Annotated in this window: 13 protein-coding genes and 3 pseudogenes; 10 read left to right on the forward strand and 6 right to left on the reverse strand. The window is 39.3% G+C overall.

Features of this window, described 5'->3' with window-relative positions; translation table 11 throughout:
- Positions 1 to 14: 14 nt before the first annotated feature.
- Entirely contained in the window at positions 15 to 611 is a 597-nt protein-coding gene (locus tag H4J52_RS01825) for a DoxX family protein (protein ID WP_182178344.1), read from the forward strand.
- A gap of 124 nt (positions 612 to 735) precedes the next feature.
- Here the strand turns inward: H4J52_RS01825 and H4J52_RS01830 are convergent, their stop codons facing one another.
- On the reverse strand, positions 736 to 1464 hold the full coding sequence (locus H4J52_RS01830; RefSeq protein WP_259367801.1) for an ABC transporter substrate-binding protein: 729 nt from the start codon (positions 1462 to 1464) through the stop codon (positions 736 to 738).
- A gap of 368 nt (positions 1465 to 1832) precedes the next feature.
- Between H4J52_RS01830 and hflX the strand changes: the two genes are divergently transcribed.
- Positions 1833 to 3185 carry a GTPase HflX gene (hflX, locus tag H4J52_RS01835; RefSeq protein ID WP_182178167.1) on the forward strand — a complete coding sequence of 451 codons (1353 nt, stop codon included), beginning with the start codon at positions 1833 to 1835 and terminating at the stop codon, positions 3183 to 3185.
- A gap of 107 nt (positions 3186 to 3292) precedes the next feature.
- Here the strand turns inward: hflX and H4J52_RS01840 are convergent, their stop codons facing one another.
- The gene (locus H4J52_RS01840) at positions 3293 to 4966 is read right to left on the reverse strand and encodes a DUF342 domain-containing protein (protein ID WP_182224136.1); all 1674 of its coding nucleotides are present in this window, start codon (positions 4964 to 4966) and stop codon (positions 3293 to 3295) included.
- A gap of 262 nt (positions 4967 to 5228) precedes the next feature.
- Between H4J52_RS01840 and H4J52_RS01845 the strand changes: the two genes are divergently transcribed.
- Complete coding sequence (locus tag H4J52_RS01845; RefSeq protein ID WP_182224137.1) at positions 5229 to 6452, forward strand: EAL and HDOD domain-containing protein; 1224 nt, start codon at positions 5229 to 5231, stop codon at positions 6450 to 6452.
- A gap of 42 nt (positions 6453 to 6494) precedes the next feature.
- On the opposite strand, the pseudogene tnpA reads toward H4J52_RS01845, so the two are convergent.
- Positions 6495 to 6776 (reverse strand): annotated as a pseudogene (tnpA, locus tag H4J52_RS01850) (IS200/IS605 family transposase); the annotation flags it as partial.
- Between the two features lie 33 nt (positions 6777 to 6809).
- Here tnpA and H4J52_RS20360 point away from each other — a divergent pair.
- From H4J52_RS20360 to H4J52_RS01875, 5 genes are all read left to right on the forward strand, one after another.
- Positions 6810 to 7040: a hypothetical protein gene (locus tag H4J52_RS20360; RefSeq protein ID WP_182178162.1), complete on the forward strand. Its 231-nt coding sequence runs from the start codon at positions 6810 to 6812 to the stop codon at positions 7038 to 7040.
- 2 nt (positions 7041 to 7042) lie between these two features.
- On the forward strand, positions 7043 to 7240 hold the full coding sequence (locus H4J52_RS01860) for a hypothetical protein (RefSeq protein WP_182224138.1): 198 nt from the start codon (positions 7043 to 7045) through the stop codon (positions 7238 to 7240).
- 551 nt (positions 7241 to 7791) lie between these two features.
- On the forward strand, positions 7792 to 16809 hold the full coding sequence (locus H4J52_RS01865; RefSeq protein WP_182224139.1) for an Ig-like domain-containing protein: 9018 nt from the start codon (positions 7792 to 7794) through the stop codon (positions 16807 to 16809).
- Positions 16806 to 17444 (forward strand): TonB-dependent receptor domain-containing protein, encoded by a 639-nt coding sequence (locus tag H4J52_RS01870; RefSeq protein ID WP_182224140.1) that lies wholly within the window; start codon positions 16806 to 16808, stop codon positions 17442 to 17444. Before H4J52_RS01865 ends, H4J52_RS01870 begins: the two co-directional genes overlap by 4 nt.
- Positions 17445 to 17933: 489 nt before the next feature.
- Positions 17934 to 18236 carry a hypothetical protein gene (locus tag H4J52_RS01875; RefSeq protein ID WP_182224141.1) on the forward strand — a complete coding sequence of 101 codons (303 nt, stop codon included), beginning with the start codon at positions 17934 to 17936 and terminating at the stop codon, positions 18234 to 18236.
- Between the two features lie 1731 nt (positions 18237 to 19967).
- Here the strand turns inward: H4J52_RS01875 and H4J52_RS01880 are convergent.
- Positions 19968 to 20066, reverse strand: a pseudogene (locus H4J52_RS01880) (hypothetical protein); the annotation flags it as partial.
- A pseudogene (locus tag H4J52_RS01885) lies at positions 20054 to 20467 on the reverse strand (LexA family protein). The pseudogenes H4J52_RS01880 and H4J52_RS01885, both read right to left, overlap by 13 nt.
- A gap of 150 nt (positions 20468 to 20617) precedes the next feature.
- On the opposite strand from H4J52_RS01885, the gene H4J52_RS01890 reads away from it, so the two are divergent.
- Both H4J52_RS01890 and H4J52_RS01895 read left to right on the forward strand, forming a co-directional pair.
- Entirely contained in the window at positions 20618 to 21232 is a 615-nt protein-coding gene (locus tag H4J52_RS01890; protein WP_182223220.1) for a PolC-type DNA polymerase III, read from the forward strand.
- A gap of 166 nt (positions 21233 to 21398) precedes the next feature.
- Entirely contained in the window at positions 21399 to 22400 is a 1002-nt protein-coding gene (locus H4J52_RS01895; RefSeq protein WP_259367802.1) for an endonuclease/exonuclease/phosphatase family protein, read from the forward strand.
- A gap of 253 nt (positions 22401 to 22653) precedes the next feature.
- On the opposite strand, the gene H4J52_RS01900 is transcribed toward H4J52_RS01895, so the two are convergent.
- A complete protein-coding gene (locus H4J52_RS01900) occupies positions 22654 to 23835 on the reverse strand; it encodes an ice-binding family protein (protein WP_259366576.1) in 1182 nt (393 codons plus the stop codon).
- Positions 23836 to 23897: the final 62 nt, after the last annotated feature.

Here is a 23897-nt window from a genome sequence, read left to right on the forward strand (position 1 = left end):
TAAAAATCCACGCAATGTTAAATAAAACACGAGAAGTCGATTTTTTAGCACCGCTGTTATTAAGAATGTATTTAGTCCCCGTATTTTGGATGGCAGGTACTAAAAAAATAGAAGGCTTTGAGGAAATTGTCGAGTGGTTCGGTAACTCTGAATGGGGCTTAGGGCTACCGTTTCCCTTTTTAATGGCGTTCTTAGCCACAGCTACTGAATTTTTTGGCGCAATAGCCCTTTTTTTTGGCCTTGCAGTAAGATGGTTTTCACTACCTTTAATGTTCACTATGGTTGTTGCGGCAGGTACCGTTCATTGGGACAATGGTTGGCAAGCTATAACCGATCCAAGCGCTCCTTTTGCTAATGAGAGAGTTATTGAAGCATCCAATAAATTGGGCATCGTAAAAGAGGTACTGCAAGAACACACTAACTACGATTATATAACGTCAAGCGGTAGTGTTGTGATGCTAAATAACGGTATTGAGTTCTCTGTTACCTACTTTATTATGTTGATCGCATTACTTTTTTTAGGAGCAGGGCGTTATCTAAGTGTCGATTATTGGCTTGAACGCGCTTTATACAAAGAGCAAAGGGCATTATCGTCATCAAATAAAGAATAATTGTTGTCAAATAATGAATGAAATTTTAGGATTAAATCCCCTTTTAAATATTATCTTGGACTACCCTAGCTATGCTTGGTTTCTTGATAAAATCGGGGTTAGGTAGATAAGTTAATGCAAAAGTTTACTTTTGCATTTGATGTTTTGAATAAATTTTTTCTATTGTCCCATTGGCTTTCAACTTTTTTATAACGTCATTCACTGCATTTTTTAGCGATTGATCTTTAAAAGCCATATGTGAGTAGGTAAAAGGCCATAAATAATGCACAGTGAAGTTTTTATGGGCTACGTTTGTATTGTTATTGTAATACTTGTTGCTTAAATCGTACCAAAATATATTGATATCGCCGACTCTAATATCCTTTATTCCCGAAAGCATGAGCTGAGTCGTGTTTTTAGGGTGTGCATGTTCAGAATATTTTGAATTTTTAGCGGCCATTTGCTTAAAGTCCTCACCGAGTAACTCTGTCGCTCCTTGGTATGCGGCAATCGACTTCCCTTGTAAATCAGATATTTTATTAACTTTAAATTTTTTTGACTTTTTCGATATAGCAACGTCCCTAAAGCGAAATAGAGGTTCAGATAAGTAGGCATTTACCTTTGAGTTAGGAAAAACGTTCGAAGCAACATCAATTGACTTTCCGTAGTTTATTTCATGCAATATCCGGTTATTACTCATGGATATGTATTTCACTTTGTATTGAGGGAGTTGTTTGAATATTTCATCGATGATCTCAATAAATAAACCTTTTGTACCTTTTTCAATAAAAAATGGAGGGAAATTACCCACACCGACTTTTATAACTTGTTGCGCTATTGACGTTGTAGAGAACACAAGGAAATAGATAAACATGAGGTGACATAATGTCTTTGGCATTTATATACTAATACTTACAAATAATTAAATATAAGTGTAGTCAAATAATTGTAAATAAGAAAACTAAAAACTCTTGATAAAATGATTTTTTTTTATTAAAATTCAGTAAGTTTTAGGTATTTCAGCCCATGGTAAATATTAAGATATGTTTACGGTACTAAGCCGAGTTATGTGTCTTTAATTTGTTGTTTAATACCGCCAAAGTTCAGTTATTTTTCATTAACAAAAATAAACTCTCTATTTAGTCTGTTATTGCTCTATAAAGCTTACCTATAACAGCGTAGGATATTACAACTTTAGATATAAAATTAGGTTTGCACTTAGGTGCACTAACATAAAAAATTATGCAACCAACAGCAAAAGCATCACTTACCAACGCTCTACTTATTTCTATTTGTACACCTGATTTTAAGGGTGATGAAGCAACAGAGTCACTTGCAGAACTTGCACGTTTAGTGACTACCTTAGGATTTAAAGTAGTTGGCACTCAGTCGCAAAAGCAGAGTTCAACTAAAAAAGTTAATGTATTAGGTTTAGGTAAACTGGCCGAAATAGCTCATCTTACTGGTAATCAAGGGGCCGTCGAAGGCGTAGAAGACGATGAAAATTTAGCAGGCGAAGCAGAACTTACCCTTAATCCGGCAGATATCCCCTCAGAAAACCTCCCATTTGGCTGTGCCGACGTCGTGGTATTTGATTGTGACTTAAGCCCATCTCAGCTACGTAATGTTGAGAATCAATTAGGCGTAGAAGTATTTGATCGTACTGGCATTATCATTGAAATATTTAGTCGTCATGCCCGTACTAAAACAGCGAAATTACAAGTTGAAATCGCTCGCTTAAATTACGTGGCGCCACGACTTCGTGAAACATCATGTGGTGATAAAGAACGTCAAATGGGTAAAGGCGCTGGCGAAACGACGCTAGAACTAAATCGCCGTGCAGTGCGCGATCAATTAGCCGAGCTTAAACGTGAATTGGTTAGTGTTCAACATGAAATGAAAGGACGACGTACCCAACGTTCAGAGCTTTTTTGTGTCGCTTTAGTCGGGTATACCAATGCGGGTAAGTCCTCAATGATGCGAGCGATAACGGGTAGTGATGTTGCGGGTGAGAACAAGCTTTTTGCAACACTTGATACCACGGTTCGTGCCTTGTATCCGGCCACTCAACCACGAATATTAGTGTCAGATACGGTTGGCTTTATTAAAAAGTTACCACATGACTTAGTTGCTTCATTCCATTCAACCTTAGCAGAAGCCCATGACGCTTCATTATTGTTATATGTAGTAGATGCATCAGATCCTTCTTTTCGTTCTCAACTCGATGTCGTGCACGAAGTACTGGAAGAGGTGGGTGTTGAAGACAGTAAAAAGTTATTGGTACTGAACAAATCAGACCAACTTAGTGCTGAGCAACAACAAGTACTGATTGAAGAATTTCCTGATGCCATGATGACCTCAGCCCGTAATCCGCTTGATATCGCCAAACTACATAAATATATTGTTGGCGTTGCTGAGAACGAAATGATTGAAGAAGAAATTGTTATTCCTTATACAGCGAAAGGTATTATAGGTGAAATTCGATCCAGCATGAGCGTTACAAAAGAAGATTACGACTACAGTGAAATTAAGCTAACAGTAAGGTCTAATGCGATTGATTTAGCAAGGTTAAAAAAGCGCATGCTGAATTTATAAAATAATGCTGATGTTATTTTGGTGGTTTGAATTGGAAATTTATAAAGAAGTGTTCATATACACTTAAATAAAGCGTTTGGATGATTTATTCGTGTAGAGTTTGAATGTTAATTAACTATCGGCTCTACACTGATTTTATTTTCAAGCCATCTTACTTGCGTTGCTTCATGGTCTCGCTTAAAAACAGTCGTTTTATTTGATATTTCAATATTTACCCCGGAATGTATTGACTTGTATACCGACAGTTCAAAAGTCTCCAAATGTTTATTTATAGTACTCTCTTTTTCTAACCAGTTTTTATTGAGTTTACCTAACAAGTGTAAATGTTGTTTTAGTGCTTGATTAATGCGTTCTATTTGTTGAGTATTGTTGTCGTTAAGGTTATTAGCCTTGCGTAATAACTGATATATTCTCGGTAGTCGTCTCATTATTTTGTCCGCTTTTTCACGGGCACTTATTTTTAATTCTTCGGTGGTATTGACCCAATAATTTAAATTAAAGTTTGTCATTGCCCCACAACGAGACCCTAAAGTACCCACATGAACTGAGCCACCGGCAAGCACGGAAGTACCAAAAACTTTGCCATCTGCCTTTTCATTGGCAATATTGCCGACCCATAAATCACCCGCCACAATAATTTGGCTATGAGAAATATATTGGGTCACTTTAATATCATTTTTTGCAAAAATATCAGCGTATTGCACAAACTGCGCACTAACATCACCCTCTGCCTGAAGTACTGTGTTGTTCTCTAAATGGTTATCTTCAGAGACTTGGCGCCCAATAATTCCCAGTGCAATCGATATATTACCACCAGCAGCGATCGATGCTGATTCAACTATTCCACCTATCACTATGTCTTCACTTACAGATAACTCCATGCCTTCGCAAACATTTCCTTTAACATAAATTGAACCATCAAAACGGATATTACCTGTACCAACATCAATGTTTTCAACTTCGAGTAATGTGTTAACTGTGACACTATTGTCTAAATGTTTTGGCATACCATCAATCGTCGCAATGAGAATGTTATTGTTTTCATCCGAAAAAGATGAGCCGTCAGACTCTTCCAAAACAGCCGTTTCACCTGATACAGCATCAGTAATAGTTCCAATGACATTAAAGCCTTTAACACCGGCGGTTGGCGGTATTAACTTAGCTAACTTTTTACCTGTTTTTACGTGGATTAAATCACCTAATTCACGCATGTCTACATTGCCATTATCGAGCTTTTTTGGACACATAATACGGTCAGCGGGGTCATCCACTAAATATTTTATATATCCATCTTTTCCACTCGTGCTGGCTTTCCCCTTTGCTATTTCAGTCGTTATACTTTTTCCAGGTTGAAGTTGTATGCCATCTCTAACAATATTAATGAGGTTTTCTTTAATAATGCCTTTGGTTATATTGTTCTCTTTTAATATTTCTATAACATTTGCGTTTTTTATTTGTTTGCCGCTGTACCCTGCAGTGAGTTCTAGGGTCACAGACATGTTTTCAGGGCCTATAGTGACAGTTAAACTCGCATCAACAGCATGAGCAATAATTAAAGAGGTGCTGGAGGTCTCTTTTTTCTCATTATTTTCATTGGCCTTCACCACTTCTTCCAGCAGTAACGCCATTGCGCCGTCGATAAGTAAAAAAGCAGAGTACTCTGATAATGTAAATGCTCTTTGTAGTTTTTTGATGTTAGCTTTAGGCTGACCGTGAACAGGAGTGATGGTCATTAATAAATCTTTACCTTCACTTTCAAGGGTTAACGTTATATCGCACATATATTTTTCATCAACTTTTATCGCATTAATAAATGAGGTGAGCTATGTTTATTCTCTTATCGTTACTTAATAAATGTATACAGTAAAAGAAAGGTGTTATTAAGTTTTTTGAGTCTTTAATATGTTATTTATTCGTTCAATATTACTGCACATCCAACTTACCATAGGTTGATATTATATTATTTTATTTAATAAGTATTTAGAGTAGATTTTCTGGTAATAGTAACTATCCTTTAATAATAATAATTCATAGGTTTTATTAATGGAAAGAACGTTCAACACATTCATTGCAAGACAAGCTATCTTAGATATAAATCTTAAAACGATAGGTTATGAACTTCTTTTTAGAGATAGTTTAGACAATGTATTTAAAGAATCATCTCCTGAAAAAGCAACCTCAAAAGTAATACTTCAAAATCATATTCTGGGTAATTTAACCGATGTTTGTTTTGGTAAGTTAGCTTTTATTAATTTTGATGAGTTCACATTACTTCAAAACTCCCCCTTGTTGTTTAACCCAAGAGATATCGTTGTTGAAATTTTAGAGACTATTAATATATCAGAGGAGCTTATTTTTAATGTTTCTCAGCTCCATAAAAAAGGCTATAGGGTTGCGTTGGATGATTATGACTTTTCAAGTAAATGGGATAGCCTTTTCCCTTATATTTCGATTATTAAAATTGATATTGAAGAGGTTTCTTATGATCAAATTAAGGAACTTAAAAAACGATTACTTTCTACTGAAAGTCAAATAAAAATAATTGCTGAACGTATTGAAAATAATGAGCAATTCCAGCAGCTGAAAAAAATCGATATTGACTACTACCAAGGATACTTTTTTCACAAACCAGAGATAAAGTTAGGTACCTGCGTATCACCTTTGAAAATAAATTTAATTCAACTATTTTTAGAAGCCTATAAACCAAATTTAGATTTTGATCAATTAACTCAAATTATTAGCCGTGATGTTACTTTGGTGAGCGGAATATTAAAATTGGTTAATAGTGCAGCAGAGTGCGGTAATATTGAAATCACTTCAATTAAACAAGCTATTACCTATTTGGGTACAAATAAAATAAAGCAGTATGTCGCGATAATATCCATGTCGACATTATCATCTGATAGTTCACCAGAGCTTTTTATAGAGTCATTAGTTCGCGCTAAAATGATGGAGCTAATCGCTGAAGAAAAACCATTTAACCATCTCAAAGATAAAGCCTTCTTAACCGGTATACTAAGTAACTTAGATGCCATACTAAACTTACCAATGAAAGATGTAGTGAAAGACTTTATTTTTTCACAAGACATTAAATTTGCCCTCACTAATGAGCAAGGAGAGTTATCTGAATTATTAGCGTTGGCGAAGTATTATGAAGTGCCCAACAGCCAAAATGGGCGAAGTTTTGTTCCAACGGATAAGATCTCTCAAGCTACTCTTTTAAATTGTTATTATGAATCATTAAAGTGGGGAGTGAGCATTGCCTAAGACTTCGCTCCTTTCATGATTAAGAGTGACAGGCCGGCCATGTTAACTCGCCTTGAACGAGTCTTTGGACAGCCAGTATCCAGTTAATAAAACATTGATGGAACTGTTCGTAATTATTACCTGGTTTTTAACATACTTTCGGATCATAGACTCATCGCCATGCTTACCAACTGTACTTGTAAAATAACCATCAGACCAAAATTCTCCACCCCATAATTGTTTTTTAACATAAGTAAATTTTTTGAAAACTTCTATTGCTGTTAAGCTTTTTATCATCGTTACAAGTTTCGTAATGCTATACATTGGAACCGACTGAACTAATACCAATTACATTAATTTTGTAATCTAATTGTAGGTATGAAATATATTACTCAAAAACAATTATCTGAGAAATTAGAGCCTATTAATTTACAGGTACTTATTGCTCAAGAGACCAATGGTAGAATGCGAATTCGTCTATTAGCTTTATCACACATCAAAGACGGAGCTGACAGAGCCCAAACAGGTAGACACAGCGTGGTCATAATGGATGTTCGGGGTGGCATACAGAAAATGTTGTTGATGAATTTGATAATGTTAGCATCATAAAGTTGCCAGTTTATTCACCTGAATTGAATCCAGTTGAGCAGGTATGGCAGTGGTTAAGACAGAATGAATTAGCGAATAAATGTTCTAAGGATTATGACGATATTGTTGAATCTTGTAGTCATGTATGGCATATCTTTATAAGTAATATAGAACAGGTGAAAAATATATGTTTTAGAGATTGGCTCAATTTGGGTTGTTAATTAGTGTAATTGGTATAACAACTTGATTTAACGAAAAGTGTACTAGCTCTTTGGATTCAAAATGTTCCGAGAGGCCATATGAGAATTAATCTCATATGTTACCGACCTCTTTTATTATATTGCTTTGCGAAAACCACTCATGCCAAATAAGCTACTAAGTATGGCTGAGCTTAATGGGTGATCAGGTGGTTTTTTGAGATAAGAGGTCAAGTTTTGGGGGGCATTAAATAACTAAAAGTAATTTATTTATATTTAAAACACAAAGGTAATACCAATTTCATTAATTAAGTGATCTACTTTATACGCAGGAAAAATGACCAAACACAAGGCGTTTATTTTAATAACCAGTTGTTCTAATTATCAAATAACGCAGTAGCTGGTTGTTTTAACCAGTAAAAATGCACAGATAATTAGTGAAACTGGTATAAAAATAAAGTTAAATAAAGTTAAATAAAGTTAAATGTTAGGATTCAAACATGATATTTTTAAAAAAACTAAAACCATCAATTTTAACTGCTTTTATAGTTTCAGTTATGATAAGCAATATTTGTATGGCATCAACAATAACATTTGATACTTTTACTCAAAATGGCAATTTTGCGGTTAATGTCAGTGAGCAAAGTATCGTTATTGCTGTTACTACTGAAAATGCTAACAATATATTTACTCAAGCAAGTGCATCTGTTGGGGGAGCAAGTGGTAATATTATAGCTGATACACAAGGTGATGGTCTTACCAAAGTGATTTTTACTTTTGATACAATCATTGATATTACATCTATTCAGTTTCTTGAAGTAAATGATTTTTCTACAGGTACCTATACGTTCACTAATACTACGAGTGGAAGTAGTGAAAGTACAACTATTAATGCCAATGATTCAACTAATATTAATGGTATACATGGTCAATTAGCGACTTTGAACCTTACAAATGTTGATACTATGGAAGTTATATATAGTGGTGGACATTTTGCTCCTGGTTTTGATGATTTAATATTTACTCTGTCTGATACTAACACAGCCCCAACCTTAACAAGTTTATCAACCACTTATACAGTAACCGAAGATGTTGCTAGTGCAATTGACTTATCAGCCGCGACATTTTCTGATACTGAAGGTGACAGTCTAACAGTCATTTTGGCTGTAAATAGCGGCACTATTGCTTCAATAGATGGAGATGGTGTTACTGATAGTGTCACCGTAGCTAACTCTGGTGCATCGTCTATGACCATTGCAGGGTCAATAGCTAATATTCATACTTATCTTGATACGGTGAATAAAATAGAGGTGACCACTGCGAATAATTCACTCACTGATATCACGTTAACGGTAACCCCTAATGATGGCGCACTTTCAGGTGCTTCAGGAACAAGTACCCTCAGTGTTACATCCGTTAACGACGCACCCACCGTTTCTATAGGTGCAAATCAAACAGTAGGCGGCGTTGGTATAGGCGGTGTAACACAAACCGTTAATACATTTGCTAGTTCTTTTAATGATGGTGATGACGGGACTCAAGCTATCAGTAACTTTATCATTAGTGAAGCCAATGATGTAAATAGTGTTGTTTCTGCAGTAGATATAAATAACGCAGGTAATTTAACGTACACCCCCGCGAGTAATGTTGAAGGGGTAGCAACAATAAATGTACAAGTACAAGATGACGGTTTGTCGGCTAATGGTGGTGTTGATACTTCGTCAATACAAACATTTACTATCAGCGTTGATACATTGGCACCTGTGGCGCCATCCACTCCAGACTTAGCAACAGGAACAGACTCGGGCGATTCAGACTCAGATAATATCACTAGTGATACTACACCGACGTTAAGTGGTACTGCTGAATCGGGCACTACGATTAAATTATACAGTGATCAGGAAGGGGGAGGCTCAACATTACTTGCTTCTGGTTCCGCCACAGGTGGAACTTGGGATTTAACCACTAGTGCCTTAACAGCAAATGTGACGCATAGTATTACCGCAACGGCGACAGATACACTGGGTAATGTGGGAGCAGCATCGAGTGGTTTATCAATTGCAATTGATTTAACCACCCCAACATTACAAATCCTAAGCCCAGCAGACAATGCCACGGGTTTGAGCAGCTCAGCTAATATCAGCATGGACTTTAATGAAAATATTGCCCTGGGAACGGGTAATATCACCATTAATAAGAGCAGTAACAATAGCACCGTGGCCACCATTAACGTCGCCGCTCATGGTGGTCAGTTAAGTATTACTAACGATACTTTAACGATCAACCCTAGTGCGAATTTAGCGGACAACACTGAGTATTATGTGCTCATGGATGCCACTGTTATTGACGATATTTCAGGCAACAGTTATACGGGTATTTCAGCGACTACGGATTGGAGCTTTACCACAGCAGACATCAGCCCACCAATAGTAACAGGGGTGACGGTTAAAGACTCACCAAACAATACCGATACATCGATGCAATTCACCGTCGCGTTTGATGAGAATGCGAACGCCATCAGCACGGATGACTTTACCGTAACCACGGTTTCAGGAGATGCAACAGGGGATGTTACGGCTGTTGCATCAAGCGGTACCAGTGTGGATGTGACCGTGAGCAATATAAGTGGTGCGGGGAGTATTCGTTTAGACCTAAATGCCGGGACTAACATCATTGACGATGATGCCAATGGTAATAATAACAATGGTTATATCAGTACTTATACTTCAGGGGCAAGCCACGATGTCGATCTAATCGCGCCTGTTATAAGCGCCATTGTTATTCCAAATTCACCCCATAAAGTGGGTGATACCGTTAATGCAACCATTACCGTTAGCACAGATACTGACACCTATATCTTAGGGGCTAGTACGGTAGGCGGATATACTTTGGCAAGTTTCAGTAAGACCAATGACACCACCTACACCGCATCGTTTACCATCACCGATGGTGGGGCCGATGCAGATGCAGGGGCGGATATACCCGTTAGTCTTATTCTTAGCGATGCATCGGGTAATTCAAATGCCGCATTTACCACCGCGATTAGTCAAGTTAGCGATGCGATTTATGCCAACTTACCTGATTTTACCTTAAGCGCTGCGGATGGCACCCTAAGTGAAAGTGGTGATACCGAAATAATTACAGCTAGTATAACGGGCAGCTTGAATAACAAATGGCCAGTCAATCTAAGCGTACCGCTGAGTTTTGATAATACAAATAACAGCGGTATTAATAATGATTATAGTGTGTCAGGTAGTAGTATCACAATTACGGCGGGCCTAAGCTCTGGCTTTATTACCGCTACAGGTATAGATGATGCGATATTTGATGCGCCCAGCAATGAAAGCTTTGTAGTGAGTATTGATACATCAGTGTTAAGTATCGGTAATGATAATGGTGGCGACCCCACCATTATCATTACCGATGATGAGGTCACCCCAGTAGTGACGTTACAAGTTAGTGATAACACGATTAATGAAGACGGTGGCATGGCTAGCATCACGGCTACATTAAACAATGCAACCTATGCAAATGTGACCGTTAATTTGTCTTACACGGGTTCAGCCACCAGTGCGGGTACTGATTACAATATGCCAAGTACTAATATTACCATTACGGGCGGCGCCACGTCCGGCGATGCAGTAACAGGGATCACTAGTGTTAATGACAGCGTAGAAGAAGGCGACGAAACCATTATTATTGATGTAGATACCATCTCTGACGGTAGCGCTGTTGAAAATGGAACCCAGCAGCAAACCATCACTATCACTGACGACGACGATACTACGCCACCAGTTTTTGAGAGCAGCACACCGACTTTATCAACTATTACTGACGCGGGGGCAACGTTAGCTGTCGATATAGACGAGCAGGGTGATGTTTATTACATTGTTGTTGACCAGGCAGATACCGCGCCAACGGCTACTCAAACCAAAGCAGCGATAAATTACGCTGGAGCCACGGTTCATGCCAGTGGTACCATCGCGACGACCAGCACCACGGGTACGGCTAACATTGTTGGCTTAAGTGATGCGGTCAATTACACTGTTTATATCGTTGCTCAAGACACGAATACTAACCTGCAAGCAGACGGTTCTATGGTGGCGTTAAACCTAACAACACTCGATACATTACCCAATGTCGCCAGCATCACTTTATCGGGTACACCAGCGCAAACTGCATCCACTATTACTTATAACATGGTCTTTTCAGATGATGTGATTAACTTAGATATCAATGACTTCACACTGACTCTCGTCAGTGGCGCAACTAATGTCGTCCCCGTCATTAATACTGTAAGCGGCTCAGGAACAAGTTATACCGTAACTATCACAACAGGTGTCACAGTAGGCGATATCCGTTTAGACTTAAATGCAGGCACCGATATTGTTGATGAAAGCAATAATATCCCTGTGGGATATATAACCGGCGAGGTTCATAGTGTTAATACCAACCTGTCACCAACGATTGTCGAGGCTACCAATAGCGTTGGGCCTTTTGATATCGATGAAGATGTCAAAACGTCGTTAGATTTAAGCGATGTTTTTACTGCTGATGATAACGGTAACGAGATTACCGTAACGCTCAGTAGTGATAACGGTTTATTGTTCGCCAAAGATGGCAATAGCACCGTGTCATCAACGACCATTGCAGGCTCTCAAGTATTCGGTACGTCCAGTATCACCTTGACCGGGCTAAGTGCTGATATTAATACCTTCCTTAATGATAGTGACCGTATTAAATTTCAAACGACACTAAACAATACCGATGTAAGTACGTTAACGATCACGTCTAACGATTGGTTTGAAGCGGGCACTGGATTGAGTAAAACCATCACCATTAATGCGATTAATGATGCACCAGCTATCAGTGGTGCGCCAGCAACGAGTGTTGTTGATGGTAATGCTTATAGTTTTACGCCAACGGCGAGCGATATTGAAAACGAGACGCTTAGCTTTACTATTACCAACCAACCGACGTGGGCAATTTTTGATGACGCCACAGGTAAACTCAGTGGTAACCCAACGCCAGCGCATGTTGGAACCACGTCAGGCATTGTTATTCGGGTTATAGACTCAAACGGCGCGGGTAATGATTTAGCATCATTTAATGTCGAGGTAACCACGTCTAACGCTGCACCTGTGATAACCCAAGGGACTAATACGACGGTTGTGATGAGCGAAGACGGCTCACCTACTGCGTTTTCATTAACCTTAGATGCCACTGATGCTAATAGTAACCCACTGACGTGGAGCATTAGCAGCCAAGCAACGAAGGGCAGCGCTTCAGCTTCTGGTACAGGTAATAGTCAAGCGATAAGTTATACACCCACTAACCACTATTTTGGTGCAGACAGTTTTGTGGTCAATGTATCTGATGGTCTAGTCAACGACACGATTACAGTTAATGTGACAGTCAGTTCAGTCAATGATTTACCTAACTTTACCTCTACTGGGGTAACTGCCGCGACTGAAAACAGTAACTATAACTACAACATAATTGCTAGCGATAGCGATGATACAAATTTAACCATTATCGCGACCACTCAACCGACGTGGTTGACTGTGGCAGATAACGGCAATGGCACCGCCACGTTATCGGGCTTACCCACTAACGCTAATGTGGGCAATAATAGCGTGGTACTAAGCGTGGTTGATAATGAAAACGCCGCGGCTATACAAAGCTTCACTGTGGTTGTGTCAAATACCAATGACGCACCGGTTATCACCGGTACGCCCATCATAACCGTGGCGCAAGATAGCAGCTACAGCTTCACGCCAAGCGTGGCGGATGTCGATGCAGGTGATACCCAAACCTTTAGTATTACCAATAAACCCAGTTGGGCTGGCTTTAGCGCCATAACCGGCGCCATAACCGGCACGCCGACTAATGATGATGTGGGCGTGACGGCGGGGATTGTGATAACGGCTACCGATAGCGCCGGTGCTACCGCCAGCTTAACCGCCTTTAGCGTGACGGTGTCAAATACTAATGACGCACCGGTTATCACCGGTACGCCCATCACAACAGTGGCACAAGATAAGGCTTACCGCTTTACGCCAAGCGTCAGTGATGTCGATACAGGCGACACCCAAACCTTTAGTATCACCAATAAACCCAGTTGGGCTGGCTTTAGCGCCACAACAGGCGCATTAACCGGCACGCCGACTAATGATGATGTGGGCGTGACGGCGGGGATTGTGATAACGGCCACCGATAGCGCCGGTGCTACGGCAAGCTTAACCGCCTTTAGCGTGATGGTGTTAAATATCAACGACGCACCGGTTATCACCGGTACGCCCGCGATAACCGTGGCGCAAGATGAGGCTTACAACTTTACGCCAAGCGTCAGTGATGCAGATGCAGGCGATACTAGTACCTTTAGTGTCACCAATAAACCCAGTTGGGCGGCCTTTAGTGCCACAACAGGCGCATTAACCGGCACGCCGACTAATGATGATGTGGGCGTGACGGTGGGGATTGTGATAACAGCCACCGATAGTGCCAGTGCCACCGCAAGCTTAACCGCCTTTAGTGTCACGGTGTCAAATACCAATGACGCACCGGTTATCACGGGTACGCCAGCGACGACCATTGCTGAAGATGTGGCTTATAGCTTTACGCCGAGTGTGACAGATGCAGATGCAGGTGATACGCAGACCTTCAGTATTACCAATGAACCCAGTTGGGCAGCCTTTAGCGCCACAACAGGCGCATTAAACGGCACGCCAAGTAAGAGTGATATTGGCATTACCTCAGGTATTATTATTAGCGTAACAGACAGTGGCAATGCATCAGCAAGTTTAATGGCATTTAACCTCGAGGTGGTTGACATTAACCAAGCACCCGTTGCTGCTGATGTGAGTGAAACCTTAGCAGAAGATAGCGATACGTTTGTTACCTTAACGGCCACTGACAATGATGAAGGAGATGAATTAACCTTTATTATTGCAAGCGAACCCTCACAGGGTAAGTTAACGGCTTCTTTAGATAATACTGCGCAATGGCAATACACACCTGAAGCGGATTATCAGGGTGAAGACAGCTTTACCTATATGGTGAATGATGGTGATGTAGATTCAGCGCCTGCTACAGTTACGCTCACTATCACTTCTGTTAATGATGCCCCTATAGCAACCGATGATGATATTACACTTGCCTTTAATGAAACTGGGGTCTATATCCTTGATGTGCTAAGTAATGATAGTGACATTGAAAATGACGAATTAACTATCACTAACGCCTCTGCCAGTATTGGTAGTGTCAGTATTGATGGTAATCAGTTAGTTTATCAAGCTCAAGAGGGTGTACAAGGTGTTATCTCGCTAGATTACGTTATCAATGACGGACACAAAACTCAAGACAATGGCTCTGCAAAGGCACGCGTGACGTTATTTATTGATGGCGGCATCAACGCACAATTACCAATTATTACACTACCTGAAGACGTAATAGCTAATGCAACGGCGTTATTTACTAAAGTTGATTTAGGGGTAGCCACCGCTGTGGATAATGCAGGACAAATACTGCCTGTTTCCTTAGTAGATGGCACCACGTTATTTAGACCGGGTAACAACGTAGCGTATTGGCAAGCAGAAGATAGCCAAGGTCTCAAGAGTGTGGCAAGTCAATCTGTCGTCGTGTACCCACTGATTACGATGAGTCAAAATAAAACGTCAGTAGAAGGGACTTCACACGATGTGGAGATTTACTTAAACGGTACTTCACCTGTTTACCCTGTCACTGTAGGTTATAGCGTGAGCGGCTCAGCTGATGCTAACGACCATACCCTTATTGCAGGTGAGATTGTCATTAACTCTGGAGAGGTTGGCACGATTAGTTTTGATGTTTTAGCTGACGATATGGCTGAAGAAAGTGAAACGTTAATCATTACCCTCGATGATACCCTTAACCTGGGCGCTAAATCTGCTTATACCTTAACGATTACTGAACAAAATATTGCACCACAAGTGACTTATCGTGTGACGCAAGACAATGAACAGCGTTTATTGATTGAAAGCAATGCGGGTCAAGTGGTTATTCAAACAGAGGTTTTTGATAGTAATACGCTTGATACACACCAGTATCAATGGCTAGATAGTGAGAGTGAATTGGTCGATGTTGACAGTGATGAAACCATTTATACCTTTAACACCGCAGGGTTAACAGCCGGTATTCAAACTTTGAACTTAGTGGTGACAGATAATGGTGATACACCACTATCAACAACAACCAATATTTATCTTGTTATTACCGATACCTTAGCCGTATTAACCGATGTCGATAGTGATGGCGATTTAATTCCTGACAATGAAGAGGGTCTTGGTGATGATGATTTTGATGGTATTCCTAATTATCTTGATGTACCCAGTGCATGTAACGTCATGCCACAGCAAGTCAGTGAATCACAACTCTTCCTTGTTGAAGGTGAGTCAGGTGTATGTTTACGTAAAGGCGCTACGGTAGCGAATAACCAAAGTGGTGGCCTTGAACTGACGCCTGATGAAGTGCAAAACGATGAAAATACGCTAAATGTAGGAGGTATATTCGACTTTATCGCTTATGGTTTACCTCAAGCAGGACAAAGCTACAATCTAGTGCTACCTCAACGATTACCCATACCTGCTGATGCCTTGTATCGGAAGTTTACGCCAGTAAATGGCTGGGTTGAATTTGTTGTTGATGTTAATAACAAGTTTGCTTCAAGCGAAGGAAGCTTTGGCTTTTGTCCTCCTCCTGGCGATGCAAGCTGGACAATAGGACTAAACGAAGGCCATTGGTGTGTACAGTTAACAATTGAAGATGGTGGCCCTAACGATGACGATGGTTCAGCTAACGGCAGTATTGTTGACCCAGGCGGCGTGGCCGTATTAATAGATACTAATCACTTCCCTGTTGCAGAAGCTGAAACAACAAGCACTGCACTAAATACACCCATTACGATTGATGTATTACTTAATGACAGCGATGAAGATAACGATGTCTTAACGATTAACAGTGCAAGTGTTGATTTTGGTGTTGTCGATATTGCTATCAATATCCAGCAACTTATCTACACACCACCGATAAGCTTTATTGGTGTTGCTACTATTAACTATGGTGTAAGTGATGGTCGCGGCGGTACAAGTTATGCTGATGTGACCGTTAATATTATTGAAAATCAAGCACCTGTTGCGCAAAATGACAGTGCGAGCACTGATGACAGAACAGCCATTATCATAGCGCCATTGCTAAACGACAGTGATGGTAATGATGATACCTTAACGCTTATTAGCGCCGATGCAGAGCAAGGTAGTGTCACGATAGGCACTGACAATACGTTAATCTACACCCCTAAAACAGGCTTTGACGGCAACGACATCGTCACCTATACGATTGATGATGGTAATGGTGGCAAAGCGATAGGGCAAATTACGGTTAGCGTTAAAGCCTATGAAACCATTACAGTGACCAATAAAAGCGGTAGTGGAGGCGTAATAGCTTGGTGGTTTATGGGGATAGTATCCCTACTTGTTTATCGCCGCAGAGTTGCTTGGGTAAATAGCCGGGCTGTGTCACAGCAGAGACTAACAAGCCAAGGAGCCCGCTCATGAAAAGTAGCCCTATAGAACATAACCAGGTAAAAAACTTGATCGCTAAATTAATTACTCTAGGTATGGGGTTACTGTTAAGTGCAACGAGCCACGCCAACAACTGGTTGGTCAGCGTAGAGCTCGGAAAAAGCGAAGCTAACACAGGAAGCCTCACTGCAAAGCTACCGTCAGGAGAAGTTACCCATCTGAGCGACAGTGACATCAGTTGGTCATTAGGTATTGGTTATCAGCTAGACAATGGCTTAACCCTTGAAGCGAGTTATCTTGAGCTGGGTGAGGGTGATGTCACCCTTACCGGCGACAGTTTATCACCAACACAATATCACAATAGTGTCGCTAACATATCACCGGTATTAGGTGATGGTTTTACGCTTGGAGCGCGTTATCAATTATGGCAACAAGAAGATATAAGTACGTCGGTATCACTGGGCCTTATAGCATGGAAAGGAAACATCACCAGTACCTATCAAGCACAGCAAATAACCACTAAGCGTGACGATCATGATATTTACTATGGCCTAGAGGGACATTATCAACTAACCAAGCAATGGCAGTTAAGCCTAGGTTTTACGCGTTATGCTTTAGAGCCTAATGATGTTGATGTCATCTATTTGGGTGGGGCGTATAGTTTTTAGTGCTTTAATTAAGTTCAACTTGCGCCGTTGAATTGATAGCGGTCATTACTGTTAGATTTATAAGACAAATTTTTCATAAAGTTGAGCATTCATTGACATGAGAAAGCCGTATCTAAATTACGGATTTTTGAAAAAAGCTTCGTAAGCGAATAGCTAATGGCACCTGTTGTTAGCGTTTGATCTTCGTTATGTTATCTCCAGACTTAATTTAGGAGATAACCATGAGAATTACGCGTAGCTAAGAGCAATAGAAAACCATCATTGACTATTAACAATAACCGCAGTTATCAACTCGAGCTTTTATGCACTTAAAAAGAAGTTTGCTTTGACGTCTGCTAACGTTAATCGCTGACTTACTCGAACAGTCTAAAGTCAATATTGATAATACTTTCAGCTTGGTATGGGGGGGAACCATGCTACACCAAACAAAGTTGACCAAACGCTCTGGTACGCCAGCTTAAAAAGAATTCAACCTCCGCTCTAACGTTAATGAAGAAAAGCGAAGAGCAAGTAATCAATGTAATAAATAGCGTATCATCGACAGGGGATACATTAAATAGCATTGCCGACATTATTACCCAAATAAATGATATGAGTACACGAATAGCAACAGCATTGGAGCAACAAGAGACTGTTGTCGAGGAAATTAATATGAATGTTGTTAAAATTAATGACAAAACCCAAGAGAGTTCTCAAGCGATAGTTGACGTTTCAAAAGCTAGACAAGAATTAGCGAAACTATTAACAGATATGCAAACCTTAGTTGCTCAATTCAAAATTAACCATGAATAAAAAATCAAATAAAAAGTTAATCTGTATGATGGTTTTAAAAGACAAGAAGGAGGTAATATTTAATCTAATCTCTATATTAAACATAATGAACATGTTTAATTTCGTCACTGTGGAAAAAATCGTATCCAGAGATTTTGCCCCTCAGGCAGCAACGAGCTTACAGCAGCCATAGATATTGTTCTTGTTCTATAACTGTATTTTGCGCTTTTGAGCATGGAGTTAGTCTCAAAAGCGATTGTGGGAACGTCCGGTATGCCAATAATCTTAATTCCGCTGTCGACATGTTTAGGTCAACTAACTGATGTTCAGTTGTTCTCGGCAAAAGCTTACTTCTTCTTTGTGCACTTTTTTGACGTTAGCTTTTGGTGAGGGAAAAACTACCCGTGTTCATTTTTCTAAAGTTACTCAAGCCACATACCCGACATTAGGTTTACTTAAGTTAATGACAAATGTTGACCTGAAAGCTCTCTTTTGTACTGTTTAATTTCTTACCGGTTCCTATTAATTCATCTGAGCTTGAATAAATATTCTCATATCATTAATTGAACCTTGAAGTTTTTGATCTGAGCACGGTGCATTATTTATGTTTTCGGGGTGATGTATTTCATGACGTATATACTCACTGACAATTTTTTCTCTTCTAAAAGAGCACCATTTCGTTTTATTGTTATATAGCTGATAGTTGGTCTGCCACCTTTATATTCAGTTAATAATTATTCACTCTCAATAAATACATATAACTCATTGTGGCACTCATCATGTGATTCGCCAAATGCCAAAAAAATCACTTCATTGAACGAGGATAAGGCGACTCGCTTCTCTTGACATTTAAAACGCCTTTAGCTGGTTCTTTCTTTATAAACTTAAGATGGTAAAAATCTAGTGATTTCACTATTGATGGACCATGAGAGGTAAGTAATACGTGTGCATTATGGCTCTTAGAAAGCTCGATAAATGCTTCGATTAATTTTTCTTGATAACTTGGCTGCTGTAAAGTTTCAGGCTATTCAATAGCATAAATAATGTTGGGGGCATTATTTTCATCTTTTTTCTTTCAGCTTATGATCTAAAAAATTCAAAAGAACTAGCCTTTCAACACAGCGACCTCTTTTATTAATAGGAATATCTTCATTTCCAGTTATAGATACCGACTTAAAAACATCAACGGATTTGAGGCTGTCTGCGTTAGGAATTAAAGGGGTAAGACTATCTGAAATTTATGGATTTATTTCGTCTAGTTTTTCTAAAGTCTTTACTACTACCTCATTTAGTTTAGTTTCAACTTCAATAGCCACTTCAATAGCCACTTCAATAGCCACTTCATTCAAACTATCCATCAGTCGCTAGTCTTACAAAATTTCTTGAACTGCAAGTTTTAAAGGATTTTGAATTTCACTATATCTGTCACTACTTTTCGATCTGATTGAAAAATGCATATAATGGTAAGTAGCTTTTAAGTTGTTCCCAAGTGTTCTTTGCATTAATTTTTGCTAATTCAATTTCTACATCGTCTAACTGAAGGTCATCTAAATAATGTACCCAAATTTATTTTCTAACAACTGAATTTTTTGTTTTATCTTTACATGCTATTTCATCCGTTAAGAGTCTTTTCAAATCTGCTTATTTTTTAAATGTAACCCTATTAATTAATATAATAGTTTTCAATAATACTTTAAATTTTCACATTGTAAAAAGTGTATGGTTGGTGTTTAGTGAAAATAGTCTAGGGTGGTTATTGGTTAAAACAACGACGGGCTTATTTCTTATGCTTGGGTCGAATACTTTTTCGGCACTAGCATAAAAAGACACGGCATCAACTAGTGCATACATGCGGTTAATTCAGGTGCTGGGTGATGAAGACGAATAGCACGTGTGACTATACCTTCTAGCTGAAAATCATCTTCGGGCTGAATACTAACCGGTGCAAAATCTTTAGATGCAGATAATAGCTGTGCTTGTTTTTTATCAATTAACTTACAGACAAAACAACCATTGTAATTTGCCACAATAACATCGCCATTTCTAGCGGTGAGCGATCTGTCTACAATAAGTAAGTCGCCATCAAAAATGCCTACTCCCTGCATAAATTCACCAGATGCTTGACCAATAAATGTAGCGTTAGGATGTCTAATAAGGAGTGTATCTAGTGATAACCCCAGTTCTTTATATTCGGCTGCGGGTGATTAAAACCCTGAAATACCTGCTTCAATGTAAATAGGAATAACGTTCATCACTTAAATCTCAACTGTATTTTTATACAGTGTAGTTTTCAAATTGATTTTTGAAAAGAATAATTTAAATATCTTACAAGTAATGATTACTTTCCTTTTGAAACAGAGCCGTTAAAATCAGCCTAGCATTAATTTACAGGGTTAATTTACATGCATGAAAATGCGAATTCGTTAGTGGTTCTTGATTTTGAAACCACAGGACTATCACCAACCCAAGGTGATAGGGCCATAGAAATAGGGGCGGTTAGAATTGTAGACGGTAAGGTTACCGGCAAATTTCAATCGTTAATGAATCCTGGTTTTCGGGTTAGTAGCTTTATTGAACAATACACTGGAATATCTAATCAGATGCTCGCTGAGGTCGGTTCTTGTGATGAAGTGATGGCAGAGTTTGCCAATTTTCTTGGCGATGATAATTTACTTGCGCACAATGCTTCTTTTGATCAAAAGTTCTTGGACGCCGAGCTTAATAATATTTCTAGAAGATACTCGGGGCAATTTATTTGTTCATTACTGGTTTCACGTAGAATTAATATAGACGCGCCTAATCATAAACTAGGGACACTTATTCGTTATAAAAACATTCCATCAGATGGAGCCTTTCACCGGGCTTTATTTGATGCAGAGATGACCGCAAAATTATGGTTATCGATGCTTGATGATATCGAAGAAAAAATTAACGGCGAGTTTGTGCCTTTTGCATTAATACAAAAGTTATCAAAGACAGCAAAAAGTGACGTAAATAAGCTGTTAGCTAAATGGTAATTTATCTTGTTGGTTTTTAATTTTTTATCTCAGGTATAATCACAGTTCAACGTTTAGTAGAGTTAACATCATCGATTACCCAGAGAAAAAAGATCCAACAGAAATAAATCTGATATTGCCTTCTATAGCCGTATCAAATTTACAGCTTAAAATTGCGACCTTTAATTTGTTCAATTATCTTGAGCCTCCCAATGCTTTCTATGATTTTGAGCGTATTTATAGTGCTGAGCAGTGGCGTAAAAAACAACATTGGATTGCTGAATATTTACGTGAGTATCAACCTGATATTATTGGCTTTCAAGAAGTCTTTAGTCCCGAGTCGTTAAAACAATTAGTTGCGGGGCAGGGCTATCGTTATTTTGCCGTGGTTGATGACCCCCAAGTGATAGATGATTTTATTTACAAACGCCCGGTTGTCGCCATCGCTTCTCGCTATCCGATTATTGAGGTTGCAGCAGTAAAGCCAAATATTGAACTGGCACAAACACTAGGTTTAACTCAGCACTTTTCTTTTAGCCGAAAAGTATTAAGAGCAACGGTTAAGGTTCCTCATCTGGGGAGCTGTGATTGTTATGTTGTGCATTTTAAATCTAAACGTTCAATGATCGAACTTGATGAGCAAAATAAAAGTCGCTCGCCAGAGCAAACCATTATTGAAAGCCTAAAAGCACAAGTTGCTGGTGGTTGGGGGTCAACGATACAACGTGGCAGTGAAGCGACACTATTAATGATTGATATGATTGAGCGTCGTGAGACTACAAGTAATCCTATGGTATTAATGGGCGATTTTAATAATACCTTAACTGATGGTGTGTTAAGTCACTTACTGACAAACACCTTACGTTTTGTGTCGTCTATTGACCGCGACGCCTATCTTGCTCAATATTGTTTAAAAGATGGTTGGGATTTATTTCAAGCCTCGATAACAAATGAAACGAGTAAAGAAGAAAAAATGCCACGTACACCAACACATTATTTTGGTGCGAGTAGCTCTGTTCTCGACTATATATTATTGTCATGTGAATTTGATGCCAGCTATCACGACAGTCTTTATGAAGTTAGCGGATATGATACTTATGATCGACATTTAATTAATCCTATTTTTGAGCGTGATGGCGAAAGTACCGATCATGGTATTGCGTTAGTAACATTGACGTTACGGTCTTAAACGGTATAGGTCAGTTAAAAAGTGCATGAAATAATAGCATTTTTTCACGAACTAACTTAACCGCTTGAGATCAAGTCTACGGCTAATTTTTTAATAGAGGAGTGTAGTTAGTGATCTATGCATGAGTCCTTACTGGTAAAATTGGTAAGTAAACAGACTCTTTAATTTCAGCGAGTTCGTGCAGTAATAATAAGAAATTGACATCAAAAATAAAAACGACTGTATCTAGAGTCGTTTTATTAATATCTACAGGTTATGCTTTCTTTTGTCTAGCTTTAGTCACTAAGCCAATAATCCCTAAACTTAATAACCAAAAAGTTGTGGGCTCGGGTACTCTCGTTGTGGCCGTAACTTCACCGTTTGTACAACCTTCTCGCCCTATTACGCTATCTGCACCAAATTCAATAAAATTAGTTGCTGAATAAGCTCCACCACAATCATTCCCTATGCCAGTGATAAGAGCGTTGGCACCTGTTTGGACAAAACCCTTTGCAAGGATATATCCCCTGGCCTCTGCACCTGCGCCAAGTTGTGTGTAGCCAGTTGCGCCAAGTTTGTCGCCTAGAACATTCCAAATAATACTGCTGTTATCTGTTACATCTTTTAATACGACTTTAGAGTCGGCAGCAAAGCTAAGATAGTTTGCTATGTTGAAAACCCAAGAGCCATCCATACCTTTGCCATCTAATGTGAGGGTTTTTCCGATAGCAATCGTCAGATAATTTATACTGCTGTAAATACCGGCTTCGAGAGTTTCATTATCTGTGCCAAAAGTAGTAGAAACTAACTCAGTACCTGTTCCCAATGCTTTTAGTGTTTCTTGTACTGACGTAATTAGACTTTCTTGATTTGTTACTACAGGGGAAGGGGGCAAAACCTGTAACGAATTAGTGGTAAGGACACCCTCTATTTGAACACCAGCGCCAATAGTCGCTGTTGTACCTGCATCAATATTTTCTCTAAAAATTGAATTAGCACCTACGGTTACTGTAGTTCCAGCCAGAACACTACCTCCAATATCTACAGTTGAGTCGATTGTTACTGTTGTACCCGCAATCAGGTCACCATCAACATTTACATCCGCTCCAAGTGTTGCAGTAGTTCCCGCTTGAATATAGCCATTGACACCAGAAGCAGCTCCAAGTGTTGCAGTAGTTCCCGCTTGAATATAGCCATCGACACCAGCAGCAGCACCAAGGGTTACTGCGGTTCCAGCTTCAACATTGCCACCCACAATTGCATCTGCGGCGAGCGTTATTGCAGTAGCACTTTGAACATTACCACCAACCGTTGTACGCGCGCCCATTGTCATGTAACCGCTGGCATAGAGCGACTGGTTCTTGAGGTCCGAATCTAACAAGGGTTGAAAACTCGCTTGTGCGCTAGACACTGCAAATAACACCGAGATAAATAGGAATGGATATATGAGCTTCAAATTAGACACCATTTTGTATATCTGATATTTTCAGAATATAAAAAAACTTAATCCTTATAAGA

This window comes from Colwellia sp. MB02u-14 (genome assembly GCF_014076915.1).
Lineage (GTDB): Bacteria > Pseudomonadota > Gammaproteobacteria > Enterobacterales > Alteromonadaceae > Colwellia_A.